Raw genomic sequence first — 22,151 nt, 5'->3', positions numbered from 1 at the left:
AATTGCTCAACACGCGCGGTGGCATCGAAGCGGATCTGACGGTGGCCCGGATTGCGGAAGACAAATTTTACATCGTGACAGGCACCGGTTTTCGCACGCATGACTTCGGCTGGATCGCCGATCATATCCCGTCCGATGCCAAGGTCAGCTTCACCGATGTCACTGAGGAATGGGGGACCTTGTCGCTGATGGGGCCGCGGGCGCGTGATGTGCTTTCGCAGGTGGCAAAGGCGGATGTATCGAATGGTGTATTTCCATTCGCGCAGGTGCGAGACATCGAAATCGCCGGCACGATCGTCCGGGCGCTCCGCATCACCTATGTCGGTGAACTCGGATGGGAGCTTCATGTGCCGATCGCCGTGATCGGAGAGGTTTTCGACGTGTTGATGGCAGCCGGTGCTGCGCACGGGATCAAGCCGATCGGCTACCGGGCGCTGGAATCCCTGCGTCTGGAAAAAGGCTATCGCGCTTGGGGATCGGATATCACGCCGAATGACACTCCGCTGGAAGCCGGCCTCGGGTTTGCCGTCAAGATGAAGAGCTATGCCGATTTCATCGGGCGTTCGGCATTGGCTGCAGTCGCCGGCCAACCGTTGAAGAAGCGGTTGGTTGGTTTTAGCGCCGGAGCGGATGTGGTCCTGCTCGGACGCGAGACGATCCTGCGCAATGGGGAGCCGGTCGGCTATCTGACCAGCGGCGGCTACGGATATACGCTCGGCAAGGCAATTGGTTATGGCTACGTCCGCCATGCCGATGGGGTTTCGGATTACTACCTGACAGAAGCGACGTATGAACTTGTGGTCGCGATGGACAAGGTGCCGGCGCAGGTTCACCTCGGCCCGATGTTCGATCCTTCTATGGCCCGGATCAAGGCTTGAGCGGTGCCGGACACGGAGCCGGAGATCCGAAGCCGCGTTGGCGGCGTGACCTCCGGCACTTGGTCCTCAAGCCACGGCCTTCCGGTGTGGCCGAAAGCTGATCAGGCGTGACGGGTCGGTGCATTGGGGCATGCCCGTCTCGTCGGCGGCTGCGATAAAGGCTGCGCGTGCCAGTTCACTGGCGCGGGGGCTGCGCAGCGCGTTTCGGCAGAGAAGAACGGCACGTTGATAGGCGATGCCCCTTCGCGTCGGCCATTCCGCCTCGAGAAAATCGAGCGCGTCATAGACATTGCAAAATCGTCTTGTCAGGCCGCAGTGCAGATCCAGTTCGACGGGAATGGTCCATGCGATATTCACTTCGGTCATGCAGTCCTCCATTTCGATCCCACGAACTCGCGAGACGGCATGGAAGTTCCCGGCAAGGGCGCAAATAAACTTGTTATTTATTTGATTTTTCTGCGAACATCGCCTCACGGTTCAAGAGCCATTCGGCTGTGGACCGGCTGGCATCCAAGGCTGCCTCCGTGATTTTTGCGCCGTTGAGCAGGCCGTTTATCAGGGCGCCGCTGAACGTGTCTCCGGCGCCGATGGTGTCCCGCACGGTGACGTGCATTGGCACGGGGATACTGCTCTCCGTCTCGCCGTCGAAGACGGATGTCGGGTCCGGACCGTCCGTCATGACGAGATGGCGAAGCCGGGTTCCTGCAATTGCCTGTGCGTCCCGCCAAATGGCCTCGATCGACTTGCCCGGCATGTCCGCCTTGGAGCCGACGATGACATCGGCAGGACGCGGCTCGCCGTCGCGCAGCGGCAGTTGCGAAACGACCAGCGGGGCGGCGTTCAGCGACTGGCGGATGGTTTCGCACAGATGTGGGCCATTGATGTAGAACGCATCGGCCGAGACCGGTTGTGCCAGCGCGAAAGTGCGGGCGAGGCGCCTTTCGTTGGACAGGATGGTGCGTTCGCCTGTCGGGTCGAGCAGGATATCGGCAAAATCCGTTTCGCCCTGCCGCTGCGTGATCAGGCTGGTGTCAAAGCCATCCTCGGCAAGCGCGGCAATCGCTTCCTGGCCATGGCTGTCGCTCATCAGGTTGGACAGGATGCGAACATGGTGGCCGAAATCAAGCAGGCGGCGGGCCGTGAAGTAGCCGCCACCACCCAGTCGTGCCTCGCGGGAGCGCCAGGTAATCCGGCCGCCGGCGCGCAATGGTTCGGTCAGGTGCCAGATCCTGTCGTGGTTGATGTGACCGATGACAATGACGGCCTTGCCGGTTCTGTTGGTATTCATGCAGACAGGTCCCGTGGTGCAGGCTTGCTGGAGTCTCTGAGAATAAGCTCGACCGGCCATAGTTCCTGAATCTCGACCGGGTCGCGGCCGGCCAGAATTTGCAGCAGCAGGTCGGCAATGCGGGTGCCGGCGGCGCGGATCGATGAGCGTGTCGTTGACAGGGACGGGGCCATGTTGTCGGCGGTCAGGTATGGAAAGACGTCGTCATGGGCGATGACCGAAAGATCCATGCCGATACCGAGGTTCATCGCGCGCGCTGCCCGGTAGACGCCCAATGCTGTCATCATCGAGCCAGCGACAATAGCGGTTGGCCGTGGACACTGCTCCAGCGCCGTGCGGGCAAGCCGGAAACCAACCTCGTCGGTGAAATTGCCATGAGCGACAATGCTGGCGTCGTAGGGGATGTCCCTGGCCTGCAGCGCCGAACGATAGCCAAGATCGCGATGGCGGGTGAAGGTCAGCCCTTCGTTTCCATTGATCAGTGCGATCCGCCGGTGGCCGAGATCGAGCAAATGGTCGGTCGCACGTCGGATTGCGCCTTCGTTGTCGATGTCGAGCCAGGCATGCGGAACGTCCGTCTGCGAGCGCCCATGAACGATGAAGGGTATCTTCAACTGGTGGAGCAGGGCGATGCGCGGATCATCCGGTCGCGGGGAATGGATGACAACCGCGTCGACCCTGCGGCTTTCGGCCAGGCGCTTGTAGATCTGAAGCTCGTCACGGCTGTCCTGCTCGGCCATGGGCGTGACGAGAATGTCGATATCTTCGCGGCCCAGTCGCTCCGCCATGCCGCTCATGAACTCGGAGAACTGGTATTCTCCGGCCCGGCTCATCACCACGCCGATGGCACCGGCGCGCCCTGTCGCCAGACGCACGGCGTTGATGTTCGGGCGATAACCCAGACGGTTGGCCTCGTCCATGACACGTGCGCGCGTCGCTTCGCTGACCTCCGGATAGCCGCTCAATGCACGGCTGACCGTGGTTTGAGACAGGCCTATCTTCAGGGCAAATTCCTTGAGCTTCATTGCCTCGTTCATCGCTTCAACGGGTGGAAATTCTTGCAGCATGAATGGCAAGGTTTTGGTGGACGAGCAAGGAGATAAAAGGGCGAAAGCGCTTTCAAGAAAATTCACTATGCGTTCGTTCAAAAGAGAATCGTCGTATCCCCATTTTTCTCAATTGAGTCTATTTGATAAAAGAATGTCTTTTGACAAAGACCCGGAATTTTGCCAGTTTACCGTAGCCAAAGCGGTTTCAATTCGATGTGTGCTTGGATCCGTTCGGGCGATCTTACATTGTAGAGGCCAGTCAGTGCCGCAAGGTTGTGGCATGTGAAAAAGGAGAGTTTACGTGCCAGTCAGAACCATTGTCTGGGGAGAAAACATCCACGAGCGGGAAAATGCCGTTGTCCGCAGCATTTATCCTGACGGGATGCATGCGACGATTGCCGCTGCCCTCAATGCAGATGGTGACATCGAGGCGACGACGGCCACGCTGCAGGAACCTGAGCACGGTCTGCCGGTCGATCGGCTGGCCGAGACGGATGTACTGGTCTGGTGGGGACACAAGGCCCATGGCGATGTATCCGACGAAATCGTTGAGCGGGTGGCCCGGCGCGTCTGGGAGGGCATGGGCCTGCTCGTGTTGCATTCAGGCCATTTTTCCAAGCCGTTCAAGCGCTTGATGGGAACACCCTGCGCCTTGAAATGGCGTGAGGCAGGCGAGCGCGAGCGTCTCTGGACCGTCAACCCGGGTCATCCGATCGCAGCCGGCATTCCGGAAAACTTCGTGCTGGAAAACGAAGAGATGTATGGTGAGTTCTTTTCGGTGCCGGAGCCGCTGGAAACCGTGTTCATCTCCTGGTTTGCGGGCGGCGAAGTCTTCCGGTCCGGCCTGACCTGGCGGCGCGGGGCCGGCAATATCTTCTACTTCCGTCCGGGTCATGAGACCTATCCGACCTATCATGATGCCAACGTGCAGCAGGTCATCCGCAACGGGGTGAAGTGGGCCTACAATCCCATGCCCCGTTACGGCGCCGTGCATGACGCGCCGAATGTTCCGGTGGAAGAGGCGCTTGAGCCGATTACAGAGCGCGGCCCGCGTCTGCATCAGGCCGGCGAGGAAGGGTACAAATGATGAAGCCGATCCGTCTTCTGGTGCTTGGCACCGGTGGCATGGCCAATACCCATGTGATGCATTTCTCCACGATCAGCGAGGTTCAACTCGTCGCTGCGGTGGATCTGGATATCGCCACGGTTCGCGCATTCGCAACGCGCCACGGCATTCCCAACACATTCACCTCGCTGGAGGAGGCGATCGCCTGGGGCGAGTTCGATGCGGTGACCAATGTCACCCCTGATCGCATCCACTATCCGACGACGCTGCAGCTTCTGGCGGCGGGCAAGCATGTGATGTGTGAAAAGCCGCTTGCCGAAAACTACGCCAAGGCGGATGAAATGGCGACGGCTGCCGAGAAGTCAGGTCTGGTCAATATTGTCAACCTGACCTATCGCAATGTGGCGGAGGTTCAGAAGGCGCGGCAGATGGTGATCGGTGGCGAGATCGGCCGGGTGCGCCATATCGAGGCCTCCTATCTGCAGAGCTGGCTGGTGTCCAAGGCCTGGGGCGACTGGGCAACAGAGAGCCAATGGCTCTGGCGGTTGTCGACGAAGCATGGCTCGAACGGCGTGCTGGGCGATGTCGGCATTCATATCCTGGATTTTGCCGGCTATGGCGCGGCGACGGATATCGATCATATTTTCGCGCGGCTGAAGACCTTCGAAAAGGCGCCGGGAAACAAGATCGGCGAATATGACCTCGACGCCAATGACAGTTTCACCATGACGGCCGAATTCACCAATGGCGCCATGGGCGTGATCCATGCCAGTCGCTGGGCGACCGGGCATCTGACCGAACTGCGGCTCAGGGTGCATGGTGACAAGGGTGCACTGGAGGTGATCCACACGCCGGAGGCTTCCTCGCTTCGGGCCTGCTTGCAAGACGATGTGGAAACGGCTGTCTGGCGCGAGATTGAGGTCGATCCGGTCGAGACGAACTACCAGAAGTTCATCACGGCGATTCAGACGGGCAACACTCTCCAGGAACCCGGTTTTCGCCATGCCGCCGATCTGCAGAAGATCCTCGATCTTGCTATGCTGACGGAAGTCGAACGGCGCGAAATGGCGGTCTGATCGTCTGAAGCCAAACTGACAACAAAACGCCGCCCGAGGAGGTTCGGGCGGCGCTTTTTTTGGCGTAGTCACGCATGATCACGCCAAATTTCCGGATACTTCAGATCAGTAAGCGACCTTGATCGCAGTGCCTTCCTTGGCGGCCTTGATGGCAGCGTCAGCGAGCGCCAGCGCGATCAGCCCGTCTTCTGCCGAGGGCGACATCGCCGTTCCCTGTTCGAGACTGTCGATGAAGGCCGAGATCTCAGCAGCATAGGCTGCCGTATAGCGGGTCATGAAGAAATCGTGCAGCGGCGGGCGGGTGTAGCCGTCCTTGTTGGCGACCTCGATCGAGACGGGGCGCTGGTTTTCGGCAGAGACCGAACCCAGCGAACCATGGACCTCGATGCGCTGGTCGTAGCCGTAGGACGCGCGGCGCGAGTTCGAGATGATCGCCTGGCGGCCGCTCTTTGTCGTCAGGATCAGCGATGCGCTGTCATAGTCGCCGAGTTCGCCGATCTTCGGATCAACGAGCACTGAGGCCGAGGCCATCACAATTTCGATTTCCTCGCCGAGCAGGAAGCGGGCCATGTCGAAATCGTGGATGGTCATGTCGCGGAAGATGCCGCCGGAGACCTTGATGTATTCGGCCGGCGGGGCGCCCGGATCGCGGCTGGTGATCGTCACCATCTCTACCTTGCCGATCGAACCTTTGTCGATTTCCTTGCGCACGGCTTGGAAATGCGGATCGAAGCGGCGGTTGAAGCCGAGCATGACCTTGCCGCCGACTGCGCGCACGGTTTCCAAGCAGGCCTGGGCGCGGGCGACGTCGAGGTCGATCGGCTTTTCGCAGAAGATCGCCTTGCCGGCCTTGGCAAAACGCTCGATCAGGTCTGCGTGGGTGTTGGTTGGCGTGCAGATGATGACTGCGTCGATGTTCTTGTCCGCCTCGATCTGCTCGATCGTCTTCACCGCGCAGCCGGTCTGGGCCGCAATGGCATTGGCGGCATCGGCAAACGCGTCGGCGACAGCCACCAGCTTGGCGCGCTTGTCTTCCGCGATGGCTTTCGCATGTACCTTGCCAATACGGCCGGCGCCCAGAAGGGCCAATCTCGTGACCATGTCATTTCCTCCCATGCTCGCTCTGCCGAGTTCTATCGGCGGCGGCGTCGTTGTTGCGGCGGACCCGATTTTTCGGCAGGGGCTATGCTCGTAGCTGGTCCCGACACTCATCTCCTCGATGAATATTCCAGATCCGCATTTGGAATATACGTTCTATTTTGCTAGATTGTGATACGGTTTGTGTCAAGCATGGTTCGTGGAAAGGATGTGAATGGAAGAGATCGGCGGGCCGGCAACGGTGAAGGCGTTCGAGGAGCGGTTGCTGGAGGTCTCCGGCAGCCTGCCGAAACGGCTTCGGCAATGCGCAGATTATGTCGCGGCCAATCAGGATCGCATTGCCGTCTCGACGGTCGCCGAGATGGCGGAAGGGGCGGGCGTTCAGCCCTCGGCCTTCATGCGGTTTTGCCAGATCATGGGCTTTTCCGGGTTTTCAGAAATGCAGCGATTGTTCCGCGACAGCTTTGTCGGCGGCTGGCCTGACTACTCGACACGGCTCGATCGCCTGCGGGAAAAGGCTGAAGGCAGCCCCTCGGCATTGCTCGCCGAATTCGTCGAGGCGGGGCGGCTATCGCTGGAAAACCTGTTGAAAACCGTTGATCCGCAGGCTCTGGACAAAGCTGTCGCAACGCTTTCGTCTGCGCATATGATCCATATCGTCGGCCTGCGGAGATCCTTCCCGGTGGCAAGCTACATGGCCTACGCGTTCGAAAAGATGGGTGTGCCTGCGATGTTGCACAGCGTTGTCGGTCGGCTGGAAAACCATCATGCGATCCGAGACGGCGATGCACTGCTGGCGATCACCTTTTCTCCCTATTCTGCCGAGACGATCGATCTGGTCGAGCAGGTCTCCGGGCGCGGCATTCCGGTTGTTGCGGTGACGGATACTGCGGTCAGCCCGCTGCGCCGGTTCGATGCGATTGCGCTCTCGGTTTCCGAGGTTGATTTCGGCGCCTTCCGGTCGCTTTCCGCGACGCTGTGTCTGGCGATCACGCTGTCCGTCGCGGTTGGGACTGCACGACAAGATGGCTGAATATTTGTGTTGAAAGGACTAAAAATAGAATTTATAGTCCATTTTGGAAGAGGATCTTGATCGGCATTCCATTCGAATGTGATCGACAACGGCAGGCGAGGCTTTGAGACCCCGCGACCGTCAGGGAGTTTTCAGCGTGGCATCACTCGATCTCATCACGATCGGCCGATCATCCGTGGACTTGTACGGCGCCCAGGTCGGCGGTCGGCTGGAGGACATGGCCTCGTTCAACAAGTATATCGGCGGTTCTCCGACCAATATTGCTGCCGGCACGGCGCGGCTCGGTTTGAAGTCGGGTCTGATCACCCGGGTCGGCAATGAGCATATGGGCCGGTTCATCCGCGAGCAGCTGGTGCGTGAGGGGGTCGACGTGCGTGGCGTGGTCACCGATCCGGAACGGCTCACCGCGCTAGTTCTTCTCGGCATCCGCGACGAACACCAGTTCCCGCTGATCTTCTACCGCGAAAACTGTGCCGACATGGCGCTTTGCGAAGACGATATCGATGTCGATTTCGTCTCCGAGGCGCGGTGTGTCTGCGTCACCGGCACGCATCTGTCCAATCCGCGCACCGAACAGGCGGTGCTGAAGGCGCTGGAGATTTCGCGCCAGCACGGCGGACTGACCGCGCTCGACATCGATTATCGTCCCAATCTCTGGGGTCTTGCCGGCCATGGCGACGGCGAGAGCCGCTTCGTCGAATCCGCCAAGGTCACGGCCAAGCTGCAGTCGACGCTGCATCTGTTCAACCTGATTGTCGGCACGGAAGAGGAATTTCACATTGCCGGTGGCTCGACTGATACGATCGAGGCGCTGAGGGCGGTTCGCCAGGTCTCGCCGGCTACCCTGGTCTGCAAGCGCGGACCGATGGGTGCCGTGGTTTTCGAGGATGCGATTCCCGACAGTCTTGATGAGGGGCAGACCGGAGAAGGGTTCCCGATTGAGGTATTCAATGTTCTCGGCGCCGGCGACGGCTTCATGTCCGGCCTGCTCAAGGGCTGGCTGACCGGTGAGGACTGGCCGACTTCCCTGAAGTTTGCCAATGCCTGCGGTGCCTTCGCCGTCTCGCGCCACGGCTGCACGCCGGCTTATCCGAGCTGGGAAGAGCTGCAATATTTCTTCAAGACCGGCATCCAGAACAAGGCGCTGCGCAAGGACAAGGCGCTGGAGCAGGTGCACTGGTCGACCAATCGCAAGGGCGACTGGTCGAAGATGCGGGTCTTCGCCTTCGATCATCGCATGCAACTTGAAGCCATGGCCAAGGAGGCGGGTGTTGATGAAAGCCGGATCGGCGAATTCAAGACGCTCTGCCTGAAGGCGGCGCTGAGCGTTTCCGATGGCAAGCCCGGCTACGGCATTCTCTGCGACAGCCGGGTCGGTCGCGATGCGCTTTACGCTGCGAGTGGATCAGGTTTGTGGATCGGCCGTCCGGTCGAGTGGCCAGGTTCGCGGCCTTTGACCCTGGAGCCGGAGATCGGCCCGGATTTCGGCGGGCTGAACGAATGGCCGGTCGAAAACGTCGTGAAGGTTTTGTGCTTCTATCATCCCGATGATACGGCCGAGATGAAGGCCGAGCAGGAGCAGACGGTCATCCGCCTCTTCCATGCGGCGCGGCGCAACAATCTGGAGTTCCTGCTCGAGATCATTCCGTCGAAGGTCGGTCCGGTCGATGACCATACGGCTGCCACGATCATCGAGCGTTTCTATGAAATCGGCGTCTACCCGGACTGGTGGAAGCTGGAGCCGATGAAAACCGAGGCGTCCTGGGCCAATGCCTGTGCGGCCATTGAGCGCAACGATGCCTATACGCGTGGTATCGTCGTGCTCGGTCTCGATGCGCCGCAAACGGAACTGGAGGAGAGTTTCGCGCTGGCGGCCGGGTTCGATCTGGTCAAGGGTTTTGCCGTCGGCCGGACGATCTTCGGCGATGCAGCACGCAAGTGGTTGTCCGGTGCGATCAGCGACCAGGACGCCGTGGAGGATATGGTAAAGCGCTATCGCAGTCTTTGCGAGGTCTGGGACAAGGCTCGCAGCGGAGCACGCGCCGCCAAGGGAGAGAAGGCATGAAAACGGTAAGACTGACCGCGGCGCAGGCGCTGGTGCGCTATCTCGCCAACCAATATAACTCGCATGGCGAGACCTATATCGCTGGCGTCTGGGCGATCTTCGGGCATGGCAATGTCGCGGGCATCGGCGAAGCCCTGCATGGCATTCGAGAGGAGTTGCAGACCTATCGCGGCCAGAACGAGCAGTCGATGGCCCATGCGGCGATTGCCTATACCAAGCAGATCGGCCGTCGCCGGGCGATGGCGGTGACCTCGTCGATCGGTCCGGGTGCGCTCAACATGGTGACGGCGGCGGCACTCGCGCATGTCAACCGTCTGCCGGTTCTGTTCATTCCGGGCGATGTGTTTGCCAATCGCGGTCCCGATCCGGTCCTGCAGCAGATCGAGGATTTCGGCGACGGCACCATGTCGGCCAATGACTGCTTCAAACCGGTCAGCCGCTATTTCGACCGCATCATGCGCCCCGAACAGTTGTTGACGGCGCTGCCGCGTGCCTTCCGTACCATGACGGATCCTGCCGATTGCGGCCCCGTCACGCTTGCCTTCTGCCAGGACGTGCAGGCGGAAGCCTATGACTATCCGGAAAGCTTCTTTGCCAGGAAGGTCTGGCACCAGCGCCGTCCGGAACCGGATGCGCAGGAATTCGAGGCGGCTGTCGCAGCATTGAAGGCCGCGAAGAACCCGGTCATCGTTGCCGGTGGTGGCGTGCATTTTTCCGGCGCGACGGAGACGCTGAAGGCATTCGTCGACAAACACCAGATCCCGGTGGTCGAGACGCAGGCCGGCAAGTCGGCTTTGGCCTGGGATCATGGTCTCAACTTCGGCCCGGTCGGCGTGACCGGTGCTGAAAGCGCCAATGTGGTTTCGGAAAAAGCCGATCTGGTGATCGGCGTCGGCACGCGTTTCCAGGATTTTACCACCGGGTCCTGGGCGCTGTTCAAGAACCCGAACCGCCGAATCCTGGCACTCAACGTTCAGGCCTATGATAGTGCCAAGCATGAGGCGATCCCGTTGACCGCCGATGCCAAGGTCGGGCTGGAGAAGCTCAGCAGGGCGCTTGGCGATCATCGTTTCGCCGCGCCGGACAGCGGCCTGAAGGATAACTGGTTCGCCAAGGCCGATGCGGTCACTGCTGCACCGACCGACGGCAACACGCTGCCGACCGACATGCAGGTGATCGGCGCAGTCCAGCGCTCCTCGCGCGACAATACCGTCGTCATGTGCGCCGCCGGCACGATGCCCGGCGAACTGCACCAGCTGTGGAAGGCCAAGCTGCCGCTGTCCTATCACATGGAATACGGCTTCTCCTGCATGGGCTATGAAGTGGCCGGCGGTCTCGGCATCAAGATGGCCGAGCCGGAACGCGACGTCATCGTCATGGTCGGTGACGGCTCCTACATGATGATGAATTCGGAACTGGCGACGGCCGTCGGCATGGGGTTGAAGATCACGCTGGTGATTACCGACAACCGCGGCTACGGCTGCATCAACCGGTTGCAGATGGGCACCGGCGGCGCCGAGTTCAACAATCTTTATGCCCATACCAATGTGAACCCGATCGCCATCGATTTCGTCGCTCATGCGGGCTCGATGGGCGCGGTGTCGCACAAGGTGTCTTCGATTGCCGAACTGGAAAAGGCGCTCGATGTCGCGCGCGAAAGCACGGCGACCACGGTAATCGTCATCGACACTGACCCTTATCCGACGACCGGTGCCGGTGGTTACTGGTGGGATGTCGCGGTGCCGGAAGTCTCGGTCCGCCCGGAAGTCAACACGGCGCGCGCTGCCTACGAATCCGCGCTCAAGGAAAGAACGTAATTATGATCCTGTTTGGTACCAATCCGATTGCCTGGACGAATGACGATGATCGCTCGCTCGGCGCCCATATCAGCCTCGACCAGTGCCTGGACGAGACCGCCAAGATCGGTTTCGACGGCATCGAGAAGGGCCACAAGTTCCCGCAGGACCCGGCCGGTCTCAAGGCGGTTCTTGAGCCGCGTGGCCTGCGCTACGTTTCCGGCTGGCATTCGCTCAACCTTTTGACCCATTCGATCGAGGACGAGAAGGCGGCGATGCAGCCGGCGCTCGACCTGCTCAAGGCCATGGGTTCGAAGGTGATCATCGTCTGCGAAACCTCGAATGCCATCCACGGCGCCGACGACACGGCCGTCAATGATCGCCCGATGCTTGCCGACGCCGATTGGGCGGCCTTCGGCGCTGGCGTCGAGGCGCTCGCCGAGTATGCGGCAGCCCAGGGTATAACACTGGTCTATCATCACCACATGGGCACGATCGTCGAAAGCCCGGAAGAGATCGACAAGCTGATGGCCCATACCGGTCCGCATGCCAAGTTGCTGCTCGATACCGGCCATTGCCTGTTCGGCGGCGGCAATCCGGAGGAACTGGCCAAGAAATACATGGGCCGCGTCGGTCATATCCACGCGAAAAATGTCCGTCCGGTTATCGCAAAACAGGTTCGCGACGAAAATCTCTCCTTCCTCGAAGGGGTGCGCCGCGGCGTGTTCACGGTTCCCGGCGACAGCGAAGGCGGGGTGAATTTTCCGCCGGTGCTCAAGCTTGCGGCTGAAAACGGCTACCAGGGCTGGATCGTCATCGAAGCCGAGCAGGACCCGGATGTGCGCAATCCGTTCGAATACCAGAGCCTTGGCCTGAAGTCGCTGAAGGCGATGGCCAAGGATGCCGGCCTGAACTGACTGACGCTATCGACGAAGGCAGTGCCGATGGACTGCCTTCTCCTTTGACACACTGCAGGTTTGCGGACTACTGCAGATCAGTTTTCCGCGACCTCCAGGAGCCGCCGTGCAGATTCTCGACCCGAAGCATCCGTTTTTCAAGCCTCTGTGGCGACGCATCCTGACCGTTCTTCTGCCGGCAGCCTGGGGCGGTGTCGAGCTTTACAACAATGCCATGGGCTGGGCCGTCGTGTTCCTCGGCGCCTCTGCTTTCGCGGCATACGAATTGCTGTTCATGTACGGCCACACAATAGCGAAGGCCAAGGCTGCCGAGGAGGCTGCCAGGGCTCGACAGGAAGACGAGGGAGATGACGATGACGGACCTGCTGCGCAAGCCGGTGGCCAAGACCGGTAAAGTCCACGATATCACGCCGGCGAGCGCCAATTGGGGCTATGTCGGCTTCGGGCTCTATCACCTGCGGCCCGGTGAAAGCGCATCTGAAGTGACCGGCGAGACAGAAGTCATTCTCGTTCTCGTCGAAGGCAAGGCGACGGTGTCCGGCGGGGGCAAGGATTTTGGCGAACTCGGCGACCGCATGAATGTCTTCGAAAAGAAGCCGCCGCATTGCGTCTATGTCCCGGCCGGTTCCGACTGGTCGGCGACCGCGACCACCGACTGCGTACTCGCCATCTGCACGGCGCCCGCCATGCCCGGCCGCGAAGCCCAGAAGATCGGGCCGGAGGGCATTGCCTATGTCCAGCGCGGCAAGGATGCCAATACCCGTTACATCTATCCGATCGCCATGGAGGACCGTGACGTGGCCGACAGCCTGCTGGTGACGGAAGTGTTCACCCCGTCCGGTAACTGGTCGTCCTATCCGCCGCACCGGCATGACGAGGACAATTATCCCGAGATGACCTATCTTGAGGAGACTTATTATCACCGGCTGAACCCCGCCCAGGGCTTCGGCTTCCAGCGCGTGTTCACCGAGGACGGTTCGCTGGACGAGACCATGGCGGTGTCGGATGGCGACGTGGTTCTGGTGCCGAAGGGCCATCATCCCTGCGGCGCGCCCTATGGCTACGAGATGTATTATCTCAACGTCATGGCAGGTCCCTTGCGCAAGTGGCGCTTCCAGAACCATCCGGACCACGACTGGATCTATCAGCGCGACAATCCGCCGTCCTGACAGGCGACCAGTCGGCGCGACGATATTTTGATCGCGTCACGACAAACCGGACGATGTCGGTCTGCGTACTGGATGCACATTGCACCAGTCATGGAGACGCGAAATGTCCAAGGTCGGATTTGCCCTTTTCGGTTTAGCACTGAGTTTGATGTCGTCCGCAGGCCATGCCGCGGACGCCTTCACCTTCGAGGACTATTTCACCGGACGGACGGAAGCGGTGGGATCGTTCCGGGCGATCAACGGCGTCAAGCGCAGCTTCACCGTCGACCTGACCGGCAAGTGGGATGGACGAACATTGACGTTGCGCGAGGATTTCGTTTTCGATGACGGTACGAAGGATCGCAAGACTTGGCGCTTCGTCAAGACCGGGCCTTCGACCTATTCCGGCACGCGAGAGGATGTGATCGGCGAGACCAAGGTGACGCTGAACGGGCCGGTGGCGAAGTTCAACTATCTGGTCTATCTGGATTCCGCCAAGCAGGCGAACAAGGTGCATTTCTACGACAAGATGGTCTTGCGCGAAGACGGCACGGTGCTGAATACCGCGCTTGTGACCAAATTCGGCTTCCCAGTCGCCAAGACCACGGTCGAGTTTCGCAAGCCGGGTCTGAAGAAATAGCCGATATGGAACTGAGTTTTCTGGATGCCGCTCAGTTGGCGGCGAGCCAAGCGTTGATGCCGCTTGCCGCCGCCTTGCCGGTGGCAAAACACGCAGTCAGCAGATAGCCTCCGGTCGGGGCTTCCCAATCGAGCATCTCGCCAGCGACAAATATGCCGGGCAGCGCCTTCAGCATGAAATGCGGATCGACGGCGTCCAGGGTCACGCCGCCGGCAGATGAAATCGCCTCGGCAATTGGCCGTGGCCGGGTGACCCGCAGCGGCAGGGTCTTGATCAAGCTTGCCAGGGCATCTGCCGGCAATCGGTTGGCATCGGGGTCAACCTCACGCAGCAATGCCGCCTTGACGCCGTCGAGGCCGGTTGCTTTTTTCAATCGCGTCGCAAAACTTGCCTTGGCATCCTGCCTCTCCAGATCGAGGGCAAGGCGGGCCTGCTCACGACCGGGTGCCAGATCGAGCGACAGAGCGGCTTGCCCGGTGTCGATCAGCGCATCCCGTAGCGCGGCTGCATGGGCATAAATCAAGCTACCCTCGATGCCGCCACGGCTGATGACGAATTCGCCTTGCGTGGTTCCGGCTGTCGATGTGGCCTTGACGGATTTGACCGGCGTACCCGAAAACCGGGCATCGAACATTGCGCTGAAATCGCAGTCAAAGCCGCAGTTTGCCGGCAGGAGATCGCGGATGGCGACGCCCTGTCCGCGCAGGAGTGCGACCCAGGCTGCATCCGATCCCAGCCTCGGCCAGCTCGCGCCTCCGAGCGCGAACAGCGTCGCGTCGGGCTCGATCTGGGCAGGGCCATCCGGCGTTTCGAATGTCAGGGCCCGGCCGGCAAAGCCGGTCCAGCGATGGCGGGTCAGAATGCGAATGCCTTGCGCTTCCAGCCGCTTCAGCCAGGCGCGCAGCAATGGCGAGGCTTTCATGGCCTTCGGGAAAACGCGTCCGGAGGTGCCGACGAAGGTTTCCGTGCCGAGTTCCGCTGCCCAGATGCGGATATCCTCCGGTGTCATCAGGTCCAGCGCGCTTCTCAGCCAATCGTTGGCCGCGCCAAAGCGGATGACGAAGCGAGTATAGTCTTCGGCATGAGTGATGTTGAGCCCGGATTTTCCGGCGAGCAGAAACTTGCGCGCGACCGTCGGCATGGCATCGTAGACGGTCACGGCATGGCCTTTTCGGCTCAGCGTTTCCGCTGCCATCAAACCCGCCGGCCCGCCGCCGACAATTGCAATCTGCCGCTTGATCATCCCGGATCTCAGTCGAGGATGAAGTTGGTGAGGCGCGCCGTCAGGCCTCGGATCGTTTCGCTATCGGCATTGGCGAAGGCAAAGCGCAGATAGGCTTGCTGACTATCGCCAAAATAGGCGCCTGGAATGCAGAGGATACCGGCGCGTTTTGCCAGTTGTTCCGCGATCAGCGCCGAAGGCTGCCCGTCGAAAGGGTGACGGATGAAGGCGAAATAGGCGCCGATCGAATCCATCTTCCATGCCGGCAAGTCGGCCATCACACTTTTCAAGGTCTCTGCCCGGGCGAGGATTTCGGCGCGATTGACCTCGCGCCAGTCGCGCAGTGCCGGGATCGCCCTCGCAACGGCCGCCTGCGGTGCGCGTGGGGCGCAGATCTGCAGATTGTCCATGACCTTGGCAATTTCGGCGACGGCGCGGGGGCCGGCGGTGATCGCGCCAAGCCGATGACCGGGAATGCAGAAGGACTTGGAGAAGGAATAGAGCAGGATCAGATTGTCTTCCCAGCCGGGGACGGACAGCAGGTCGTGCGGGTGTTCGTGGCCCGGCAGGAAGTCGCGATAGGTTTCGTCGAGAATGAGGAAGGCGCCGGCGCTGCGGCAAGCCTCAAAGATGTCGCGCAGCAGGTCTGCCGGATAGATCGCGCCGGTGGGGTTGTTGGGCGAGACGAGCGCGATCGCCTTCACGCCTTTTGCCAGAACGGCGTGCACGCCCTCGAGGGTTGGAACGAAGCCGGTTGCGGGATCCAGTGGCAGGAGTTCGCGACGGATGCCCAGCATTCCGAGCGTCGTTTCCTGATTGAAATAGAAGGGCTCGGTGAGGCCGACGCTGTCGCCATTGCCGGCGAGCGCCATGGCTGCCGCTATGAAGGCCTGATTGCAGCCGGCGGTGATGTGGATGTTGTCGACGGTGACATTTGCACCATAGATCGCCTGCTGTTCGGTGGCATACGCGGTGCGCAGTTCGGTCTCGCCTTCGATAGGGCCGTAGCCGGCATAGGCACGAGATCCGGCGGATTCGGCAAGCCATGCCAGCATATCGGGATGCGGCGGATAGCCGGGCACAGCCTGCGAGAGATCGATCAGCGGTCCGCACTCGCCATCATAGGCGCGGCCCCAGGCGAAAACCGAAGGAACGGGCGGGGGCGAAAGCTTGGATACGAGTGGGTTGAAGGAAGCAGCAGGCATTGTGTCGATCCTCTTGCGGTCATTCCCCGTCTTCAACAGACTGGGGGCTGGTTGCGCGGCGGCGTGGTGTCGGGACGATGGTGCGGGTGGTCTGGCGGGCGATCGGTCTTGGCTGGACCGCCCGTTCCGTTTCGATGGTGTCGAAGAGCCAGTCGATGAAGACCTTGGCGATCGGTGCGCCGCGGACTTCGTTGCGGGCAGCGACATAAAATGCGTCGGCTGCTGGGACAGCCAGGTCGAATGGAATGATCAACTCGCCGGCGGCAATCAGGCTGGAAGCGGTGATGCTGTCACCAAGGGCCACGCCCTGGCCATGGCGGGCAGCCTCGGTAGACAGCCTTGCGTCGCCCATGAAATGTTCGCGCGGATGTGGCATGTCCAACTGGTCGGCGGCGGCCAGCCAGCTGCGCCATTCGCGGCCGTCATCACCATGCAGCAGCACGTGATCCTGCAGGTCGCGCACCGAGCGCAGAGGTCTGGTGTTCAGCAGTGTCGGACTGACGACTGGGAAGAGATCGAAGGTGCTCCACAGCCTTGTCCAGCAATCGCGCCAGCCACCGGCGCCATAGAGGATGGCGATGTCGATTTCCGGCGAGTAGATCAGCTCGGCGTCATTGCTGGAGGTCAGTGTCAGGCTGATTTCCGGGTAGCGATCGGTGAAGGATCCCATGCGCGGCACCAGCCACAGTGCCAAGAGGGCCGGCACGCAGCTGATGCGCAGATTGCCGCTCGTCGAGGGGCGGTCGAGCAGAGCGGTCGCGGCCGCTATGCCGTCGAACGCCTGGCTGACGGCAGGCAGGAGCAGCGCACCTTGCGGGGTCAGTTTCAGCCGTTTGCCGCCACGCTCGAAAAGCGTTGTCTTCAGCGTTTCCTCGAGGCTCTTGATCTGATGCGAGATGGCGCCATGCGTCACATTGAGTTCGCGCGCGGCGGCCGAGATCGAGCCGCGGCGGGCGGCGGCCTCGAAGGCGCGCAATGGATTCAGCGGTGGCAGGCGGTTGGCCATGGGGCTCAATCGTTGTGAATTTTTCTCATATAGAATGCTATAACATCGTGAATTGATTTTCCAAGAGGCTTGCGGATTAATGCTCACAATAAAGGCAGCGAAAACAGCTGCCGCAAAAACAGCCTAGGTGGCGGCGTCTGTTGCCACTCCAAAGCAGGGAACGGTTTCATGGCATTCGACGCGGACAAGCTTGCGGCACTTCGGGCAAAATACGGTGAAAGCCGCAATGGCGAGATTTTCGACGCCGACTTCAGCAAGGTCGGCGACAAGATCTTTTCCAAAGGCACGCGTGCGGCACCTTTCTCGGGCCTGCCGACTTTTCTGTCTGCACCTTACCGTGAGGTGGCTGCGCAGGATCCCGATTTCGGCGATCTGCAGGTAGCAATCACCGGAGTTCCGATGGATCTCGGCGTCACCAATCGACCGGGCTCGCGTTTCGGGCCGCGTGCGTTGCGGGCGATCGACCGGATCGGTCCCTACAATCACGTTCTCGGCTGTGCACCGGTTCATGAGCTCAAGGTTGCCGATATCGGCGACGTGCCGCTGCGCAGCCGCTACCGGCTGGAAACGACACACGAGGATATCGAGCGCCGCTTCAGCCAGATTGTCGATGCCGGCGTGACGCCGCTTGCCGTCGGCGGCGATCACTCGATCACCTATTCCATCCTGAAGGCGGTCGGCAGAAAAGCGCCCGTCGGCATGATCCATATCGACGCCCATTGCGATACCAGCGCGCCGTTCGAGGATACCAAGTTCCATCACGGCGGACCGTTCCGCCAGGCTGTGCTCGACGGTGTTCTCGACCCGACGCGGACCATCCAGATAGGCATCCGTGGTTCGGCCGAATATCTCTGGGAGTTCACCTACGAGTCCGGCATGACAGTCATCCACGCCGAAGAGGTGACCGGTCTCGGCATGCCGGCGATCATCGAAAAGGCGAAGGCCATTGTCGGCGACGGCCCGACATATGTTTCGTTCGACATCGACAGCCTGGATCCGAGCTTTGCGCCGGGCACAGGCACGCCGGAAGTCGGCGGTCTGACCACCCGCGAGGTGCTGGAACTGTTGCGTGGCCTGAAGGGCATCAACATCGTCGGGGGCGATGTCGTCGAAGTCGCGCCGCAGTATGACGCGACCGCAAATACCGCCCATGCCGGCGCGCAGGTGCTGTTTGAAATCCTCAGCCTGATGGTCTTCAGCCCGCATGTCACGGCGGCGCGCTGATCTTGCATTCCCGCCGACCGAAAAGGTCGGCGGCTGGCGGCCGGATTGCCCGCATCACCCAAAGCAATGTCCGAAAAAGGGGAATAAAAAATGAACATCAAAACCGCAATGAAATCGACGACGTTCGCAATGCTGATGCTCGGCGGCGCCGTCCTCGGCTTCGCATCCTCCGCAAATGCGGATGCGATCGATGACATCACCAAGGCCGGCGTTCTCAATGTCGGCGTGTTCGCAGATTTCCCGCCCTTCTCTTCGGCGAGTGCCGATATGAGCCTCAAGGGTTATGACATCGATGTCGCGCAATACATTGCTGACGCGCTGAAGGTGAAGCTGGTTCCTGTGCCGATCACCGGTCAGAACCGCATCCCGTATCTCACCGAAAAGCGTGTCGATATGCTGGTCAGCGTCGGCTACTCCAAGGAACGCGCCGAGGTCATCGACTTTGCCGCTGCCTATGCGCCTTACTACATCGCGGTGATCGGCCCTGCGGCCATGGAGGTCAAAGGCAAGGAAGACCTGGCCGACAAGAGCATTGCCGTCAATCGCGGCACGCTGGAAGACACGTCGCTGACGGAAGCGGCTCCGCCGTCGGCCGACATCAAGCGTTTCGACAACTACAATTCCGTCATCCAAGCCTTCATCTCGGGCCAGACAGACCTGATGGTTGTCGGCAACGACGTCGGTGCGCAGGTTCTGGCCCGCCAAGAAGCCCTGAAGCCCGAACAGAAGTTCCAGCTTCTGACCTCGCCATCGCATATTGCCCTCAACAAGGGCGAGGAGCGTCTGAAGACCGCGATCAACGATGCTGTTGCCAAGATGCTGGCCGACGGCAAGCTGAACGAAAGCTCGGAAATGTGGCTGAAGACGCCGCTCAATCCTGAAAACCTGAAGGATTGATCCTTTGGGCTATCAGCTCGATTTCGGCTGGCTCACCGACGCGATCCACCTGATCGCGCAGGGTGCAGCCATGACGATCTTCCTGATTACGGTGTCGGCCGTTGCCGGCATCGTTCTCAGCGTGCTGGGGGCTGCCGCCCGGCGCAGCCGCTATGCGGTGCTGCGCCGGATGATCGGCGCCTATGTCGAGCTGATCCGCAACACGCCGTTTCTGGTCCAGCTGTTTTTCATCTTCTTCGGCCTTCCGAGCCTCGGTATCCGCCTCGATCCGGTGGTTGCGGCGATCCTCGCCATGACGCTGAACATGACGGCGTATACGACCGAGATCGTTGGAGCGGGCCTTGATGCCGTACCGAAGGGCCAGAAGGAAGCGGCCCTGTCGCTCGGTCTTCGCCCGCGCCAGGTTTTCTTCAAGATCGTTCTGCCGCAGGGACTGAAAGTGATATTTCCGGCGCTGACCAGCCAGATCGTCATCATGATGCTGGAATCGGCCGTCGTTTCGCAGATCGCCGTGCGCGAACTCACCTATGAGGCGGATATGCTGCAGGCGCGGACGTTCCGCGCCTTCGAGACCTATTTCGTCGTGACGCTGGTCTATCTGGCTTTGAGCATCGGCCTGCGCCGGCTGCTGGTCGCCGGTGGCAACCGGATGTTGGCGGGAGGTGTCACGTGATCGAGTTCACCTTCTGGGATATCGTCCGCAATCTTCTCCTCGCCGCACGCTGGACCGTGCTTCTGTCTGTCGTCGCCTTTGTCGGCGGAACAGTCGTCGGCGTGCTGATCCTGCTGATGCGGATTTCAACACGGCGCGTCTTCAGGCGGTTTGCGGAATATTATATCGGCCTGTTCCAGGGCACGCCGCTGTTGATGCAGCTATTCCTGTTGTTCTTCGGCCTGCCGCTGATCGGCATCCGCATCGAGGCATGGACGGCCGCCGTCATCGGCCTGACGCTCTGCGCCAGCGCCTATCTTGCCGAGATCTGGCGCGGCGGCGTCGAAGCACTGCCGCTCGGGCAATGGGATGCCGGGAGCAGTCTCGGTCTGCACTATATCGCGCAGTTGCGGCTGATCGTGCTGCCGCAGGCGTTTTCGATCACCCGGGCACCGACCGTTGGTTTCCTGGTACAATTGATCAAGAACACCGCCCTGACCTCCATCATCGGGTTTGAGGAACTGGTTCGGACCTCGAACGCGATCAACAATGCGACTTTCGAGCCTTTCAAGGTTTATGGCATGGTTGCATTGATCTATTTTGCCCTGTGTTTCCCGCTGACGCGGTATGCGCGGGCACTTGAACTCCGTGCCGCCAAATACGGATGATGTCGGCACACACTTCTTCTAAAAACGGGAACAGGCCACAGGCCAAAAAACAAGGAGACGCATAATGAAAGATCTCATCAACGCTTCCATCAGCCGCCGCGGCGTGCTGGCCGGTTCGCTGGTTGCAGCCGGCACACTTGCCATGCCGTCGATCCTGCGCGCGCAGGACAAGTCGCTGAAGGTCGGCGTCTATGGCGGCTACTTCAAGGATTCGTTCGACAAGAACATCTTCCCGGACTTCACCAAGGCAACCGGAATCGCGATCGAATCCATCGCGGAGCCGACCGGCGAAGCCTGGCTCGTGCAGCTCGAACAGGCCGCAAAGGCCGGCCAGGCGCCGGCCGACGTATCGATGATGTCGCAGGTCTCGATGCTCAAGGGCCAGGCGACCGAGCTCTGGGCGCCGATCGATATGGCAAAGCTCAAGAACGCCTCCGGACTGATCGACCGCTTCGTCAACAAGTATCCGGATGGCCGTGTCGCCGGCGTCGGTGCCGTGGCCTGGTACATCACGTTGGTCACCAATACCGATGTCTTCAAGGAGGCGCCGACCTCCTGGGAGGCACTATGGGATCCGGCAAATGCCGACAAGCTCGGCCTGCTTGCCCTGGTGTCGAATTCCTTCCTGCTGGAAGTGACGGCGAAAACCTTCTTCGGCGGCACCAATGCGCTCGACACGGAAGAGGGCATCCTCAAGGCCTTCGACAAGCTCGCCGAAGTGAAGCCGAATGTGCGTCTGTGGTACCGCGACGAAGCACAGTTCGAGCAGTCGCTGAAGTCGGGCGAAATCCCGATGGGCCAGTATTATCACGACGTTACCGGTCTGGCGGCTGCCGATGGTCAGCCGGTCCGCTCGACCTTCCCGAAGGAAGGCGGCATCCAGGACAGCGGTTGCTGGGCGCTGTCGCGGGCTTCGACCAAGACGGACGAGGCGCATATCTTCATCGACTACATGTGCCAGCCGGCGATCCAGGCGACCCTGTCGCGCAAGGTCGGCACCGCGCCGACCGTTAAACGCGAGCTGCTCGACCTGACCGATGCGGAATTTGCGTCTGTATCGTCCGATATCGAGCCGATCACGCCGCGCTACGATCTCTACCAGACCAAGTCGGATTGGCTGAACCAGAAGTGGACGGAACTGATCGTTGGCTGAGATCGAGGCGAAGGGTGGCCTCCGTGGCTGCCCCTCACCCCCACCCTCTCCCCGCTTGTGGGGAGAGGGT

General features: G+C 60.8%; 22 protein-coding genes. 15 read left to right on the top strand and 7 right to left on the bottom strand.

Annotated features, from left to right (window positions below):
* The coding region (locus PDO_RS23340) for an aminomethyltransferase family protein (RefSeq protein ID WP_037075240.1) at positions 1-878 on the top strand (878 nt) is incomplete at its 5' end.
* Positions 879-944: 66 nt separating this feature from the next.
* Here PDO_RS23340 and PDO_RS23335 read toward each other — a convergent pair.
* From PDO_RS23335 to PDO_RS23325, 3 genes are all read right to left on the bottom strand, one after another.
* On the bottom strand, positions 945-1,244 hold the full coding sequence (locus PDO_RS23335; protein ID WP_007607631.1) for a DUF982 domain-containing protein: 300 nt from the start codon (positions 1,242-1,244) through the stop codon (positions 945-947).
* Positions 1,245-1,317: 73 nt separating this feature from the next.
* Positions 1,318-2,166, bottom strand: coding sequence for a PfkB family carbohydrate kinase (locus PDO_RS23330; RefSeq protein ID WP_007607629.1), 849 nt, complete (start codon positions 2,164-2,166; stop codon positions 1,318-1,320).
* Entirely contained in the window at positions 2,163-3,191 is a 1,029-nt protein-coding gene (locus PDO_RS23325) for a substrate-binding domain-containing protein (protein WP_037075244.1), read from the bottom strand. Before PDO_RS23325 ends, PDO_RS23330 begins: the two co-directional genes overlap by 4 nt.
* A gap of 325 nt (positions 3,192-3,516) precedes the next feature.
* Between PDO_RS23325 and PDO_RS23320 the strand changes: the two genes are divergently transcribed.
* On the top strand, positions 3,517-4,302 hold the full coding sequence (locus PDO_RS23320) for a ThuA domain-containing protein (protein ID WP_007607627.1): 786 nt from the start codon (positions 3,517-3,519) through the stop codon (positions 4,300-4,302).
* Positions 4,299-5,357 carry a Gfo/Idh/MocA family protein gene (locus tag PDO_RS23315; RefSeq protein WP_007607624.1) on the top strand — a complete coding sequence of 353 codons (1,059 nt, stop codon included), beginning with the start codon at positions 4,299-4,301 and terminating at the stop codon, positions 5,355-5,357. Before PDO_RS23320 ends, PDO_RS23315 begins: the two co-directional genes overlap by 4 nt.
* A gap of 105 nt (positions 5,358-5,462) precedes the next feature.
* Here PDO_RS23315 and iolG read toward each other — a convergent pair whose 3' ends face one another.
* Positions 5,463-6,458 carry an inositol 2-dehydrogenase gene (gene iolG / locus PDO_RS23310; protein ID WP_007607622.1) on the bottom strand — a complete coding sequence of 332 codons (996 nt, stop codon included), beginning with the start codon at positions 6,456-6,458 and terminating at the stop codon, positions 5,463-5,465.
* A 211-nt stretch (positions 6,459-6,669) separates the two neighbouring features.
* Here iolG and PDO_RS23305 point away from each other — a divergent pair, with 211 nt between their 5' ends.
* The 7 genes from PDO_RS23305 to PDO_RS23275 all read left to right on the top strand — a co-directional run bounded on the left by PDO_RS23305 (position 6,670) and on the right by PDO_RS23275 (position 14,054).
* A complete protein-coding gene (locus PDO_RS23305; protein ID WP_007607620.1) occupies positions 6,670-7,488 on the top strand; it encodes a MurR/RpiR family transcriptional regulator in 819 nt (272 codons plus the stop codon).
* A gap of 136 nt (positions 7,489-7,624) precedes the next feature.
* Positions 7,625-9,553, top strand: coding sequence for a bifunctional 5-dehydro-2-deoxygluconokinase/5-dehydro-2-deoxyphosphogluconate aldolase (locus tag PDO_RS23300; protein ID WP_007607619.1), 1,929 nt, complete (start codon positions 7,625-7,627; stop codon positions 9,551-9,553).
* Positions 9,550-11,370, top strand: a complete 1,821-nt coding sequence (gene iolD / locus PDO_RS23295) for a 3D-(3,5/4)-trihydroxycyclohexane-1,2-dione acylhydrolase (decyclizing) (RefSeq protein WP_007607617.1) — start codon at positions 9,550-9,552, stop codon at positions 11,368-11,370. The genes PDO_RS23300 and iolD overlap by 4 nt, the downstream gene beginning before the upstream one ends.
* A 2-nt stretch (positions 11,371-11,372) precedes the next feature.
* Positions 11,373-12,266 carry a myo-inosose-2 dehydratase gene (gene iolE, locus PDO_RS23290; protein ID WP_007607615.1) on the top strand — a complete coding sequence of 298 codons (894 nt, stop codon included), beginning with the start codon at positions 11,373-11,375 and terminating at the stop codon, positions 12,264-12,266.
* 106 nt (positions 12,267-12,372) lie between these two features.
* The gene (locus PDO_RS23285; RefSeq protein WP_007607614.1) at positions 12,373-12,660 is read left to right on the top strand and encodes a hypothetical protein; all 288 of its coding nucleotides are present in this window, start codon (positions 12,373-12,375) and stop codon (positions 12,658-12,660) included.
* Positions 12,620-13,435 carry a 5-deoxy-glucuronate isomerase gene (iolB, locus tag PDO_RS23280; protein ID WP_007607613.1) on the top strand — a complete coding sequence of 272 codons (816 nt, stop codon included), beginning with the start codon at positions 12,620-12,622 and terminating at the stop codon, positions 13,433-13,435. Before PDO_RS23285 ends, iolB begins: the two co-directional genes overlap by 41 nt.
* 103 nt (positions 13,436-13,538) lie before the next feature.
* Positions 13,539-14,054 carry a DUF3833 family protein gene (locus tag PDO_RS23275; protein WP_007607612.1) on the top strand — a complete coding sequence of 172 codons (516 nt, stop codon included), beginning with the start codon at positions 13,539-13,541 and terminating at the stop codon, positions 14,052-14,054.
* Positions 14,055-14,085: 31 nt separating this feature from the next.
* Here the strand turns inward: PDO_RS23275 and PDO_RS23270 are convergent, their stop codons facing one another.
* Genes PDO_RS23270 through PDO_RS23260 form a run of 3 tightly spaced genes read right to left on the bottom strand, consistent with a single transcriptional unit; the run spans position 14,086 to position 17,487 of the window.
* A complete protein-coding gene (locus PDO_RS23270) occupies positions 14,086-15,297 on the bottom strand; it encodes a TIGR03862 family flavoprotein (protein ID WP_007607610.1) in 1,212 nt (403 codons plus the stop codon).
* Between the two features lie 8 nt (positions 15,298-15,305).
* Positions 15,306-16,481 carry an aminotransferase gene (locus PDO_RS23265; RefSeq protein ID WP_007607609.1) on the bottom strand — a complete coding sequence of 392 codons (1,176 nt, stop codon included), beginning with the start codon at positions 16,479-16,481 and terminating at the stop codon, positions 15,306-15,308.
* A gap of 19 nt (positions 16,482-16,500) precedes the next feature.
* A complete protein-coding gene (locus PDO_RS23260) occupies positions 16,501-17,487 on the bottom strand; it encodes a LysR substrate-binding domain-containing protein (RefSeq protein ID WP_007607608.1) in 987 nt (328 codons plus the stop codon).
* Between the two features lie 168 nt (positions 17,488-17,655).
* Between PDO_RS23260 and speB the strand changes: the two genes are divergently transcribed.
* From speB to PDO_RS23235, 5 genes are all read left to right on the top strand, one after another.
* Complete coding sequence (gene speB, locus PDO_RS23255; RefSeq protein WP_007607607.1) at positions 17,656-18,711, top strand: agmatinase; 1,056 nt, start codon at positions 17,656-17,658, stop codon at positions 18,709-18,711.
* A 90-nt stretch (positions 18,712-18,801) separates the two neighbouring features.
* A complete protein-coding gene (locus PDO_RS23250; protein WP_007607605.1) occupies positions 18,802-19,608 on the top strand; it encodes a transporter substrate-binding domain-containing protein in 807 nt (268 codons plus the stop codon).
* A 4-nt stretch (positions 19,609-19,612) separates the two neighbouring features.
* Positions 19,613-20,281, top strand: a complete 669-nt coding sequence (locus PDO_RS23245) for an amino acid ABC transporter permease (RefSeq protein WP_007607604.1) — start codon at positions 19,613-19,615, stop codon at positions 20,279-20,281.
* Positions 20,278-20,928, top strand: coding sequence for an amino acid ABC transporter permease (locus PDO_RS23240; protein ID WP_007607602.1), 651 nt, complete (start codon positions 20,278-20,280; stop codon positions 20,926-20,928). Before PDO_RS23245 ends, PDO_RS23240 begins: the two co-directional genes overlap by 4 nt.
* Positions 20,929-20,992: 64 nt before the next feature.
* Complete coding sequence (locus PDO_RS23235) at positions 20,993-22,081, top strand: ABC transporter substrate-binding protein (RefSeq protein ID WP_007607600.1); 1,089 nt, start codon at positions 20,993-20,995, stop codon at positions 22,079-22,081.
* Positions 22,082-22,151 lie beyond the last annotated feature (70 nt).

Source organism: Rhizobium sp. PDO1-076 (genome assembly GCF_000247475.1).
In the GTDB taxonomy this organism is placed as follows: Bacteria; Pseudomonadota; Alphaproteobacteria; order Rhizobiales; family Rhizobiaceae; genus Allorhizobium.
This window is presented reverse-complemented; position numbering and strand designations above follow the sequence as displayed.

Coding starts and splice junctions, on each gene's coding strand:
- PDO_RS23315 (WP_007607624.1), top strand. CDS start 4,299: ATGATGAAGCCGATCCGTCTTCTGGTGCTTGGCACCGGTGGCATGGCC.
- iolD (WP_007607617.1), top strand. CDS start 9,550: ATGAAAACGGTAAGACTGACCGCGGCGCAGGCGCTGGTGCGCTATCTC.
- PDO_RS23305 (WP_007607620.1), top strand. CDS start 6,670: ATGGAAGAGATCGGCGGGCCGGCAACGGTGAAGGCGTTCGAGGAGCGG.
- PDO_RS23335 (WP_007607631.1), bottom strand. CDS start 1,244: ATGACCGAAGTGAATATCGCATGGACCATTCCCGTCGAACTGGATCTG.
- iolE (WP_007607615.1), top strand. CDS start 11,373: ATGATCCTGTTTGGTACCAATCCGATTGCCTGGACGAATGACGATGAT.
- PDO_RS23330 (WP_007607629.1), bottom strand. CDS start 2,166: ATGAATACCAACAGAACCGGCAAGGCCGTCATTGTCATCGGTCACATC.
- PDO_RS23275 (WP_007607612.1), top strand. CDS start 13,539: ATGTCCAAGGTCGGATTTGCCCTTTTCGGTTTAGCACTGAGTTTGATG.
- PDO_RS23270 (WP_007607610.1), bottom strand. CDS start 15,297: ATGATCAAGCGGCAGATTGCAATTGTCGGCGGCGGGCCGGCGGGTTTG.
- iolB (WP_007607613.1), top strand. CDS start 12,620: ATGACGGACCTGCTGCGCAAGCCGGTGGCCAAGACCGGTAAAGTCCAC.
- PDO_RS23250 (WP_007607605.1), top strand. CDS start 18,802: ATGAACATCAAAACCGCAATGAAATCGACGACGTTCGCAATGCTGATG.
- speB (WP_007607607.1), top strand. CDS start 17,656: ATGGCATTCGACGCGGACAAGCTTGCGGCACTTCGGGCAAAATACGGT.
- PDO_RS23265 (WP_007607609.1), bottom strand. CDS start 16,481: ATGCCTGCTGCTTCCTTCAACCCACTCGTATCCAAGCTTTCGCCCCCG.
- PDO_RS23325 (WP_037075244.1), bottom strand. CDS start 3,191: ATGAAGCTCAAGGAATTTGCCCTGAAGATAGGCCTGTCTCAAACCACG.
- PDO_RS23235 (WP_007607600.1), top strand. CDS start 20,993: ATGAAAGATCTCATCAACGCTTCCATCAGCCGCCGCGGCGTGCTGGCC.
- iolG (WP_007607622.1), bottom strand. CDS start 6,458: ATGGTCACGAGATTGGCCCTTCTGGGCGCCGGCCGTATTGGCAAGGTA.
- PDO_RS23260 (WP_007607608.1), bottom strand. CDS start 17,487: ATGGCCAACCGCCTGCCACCGCTGAATCCATTGCGCGCCTTCGAGGCC.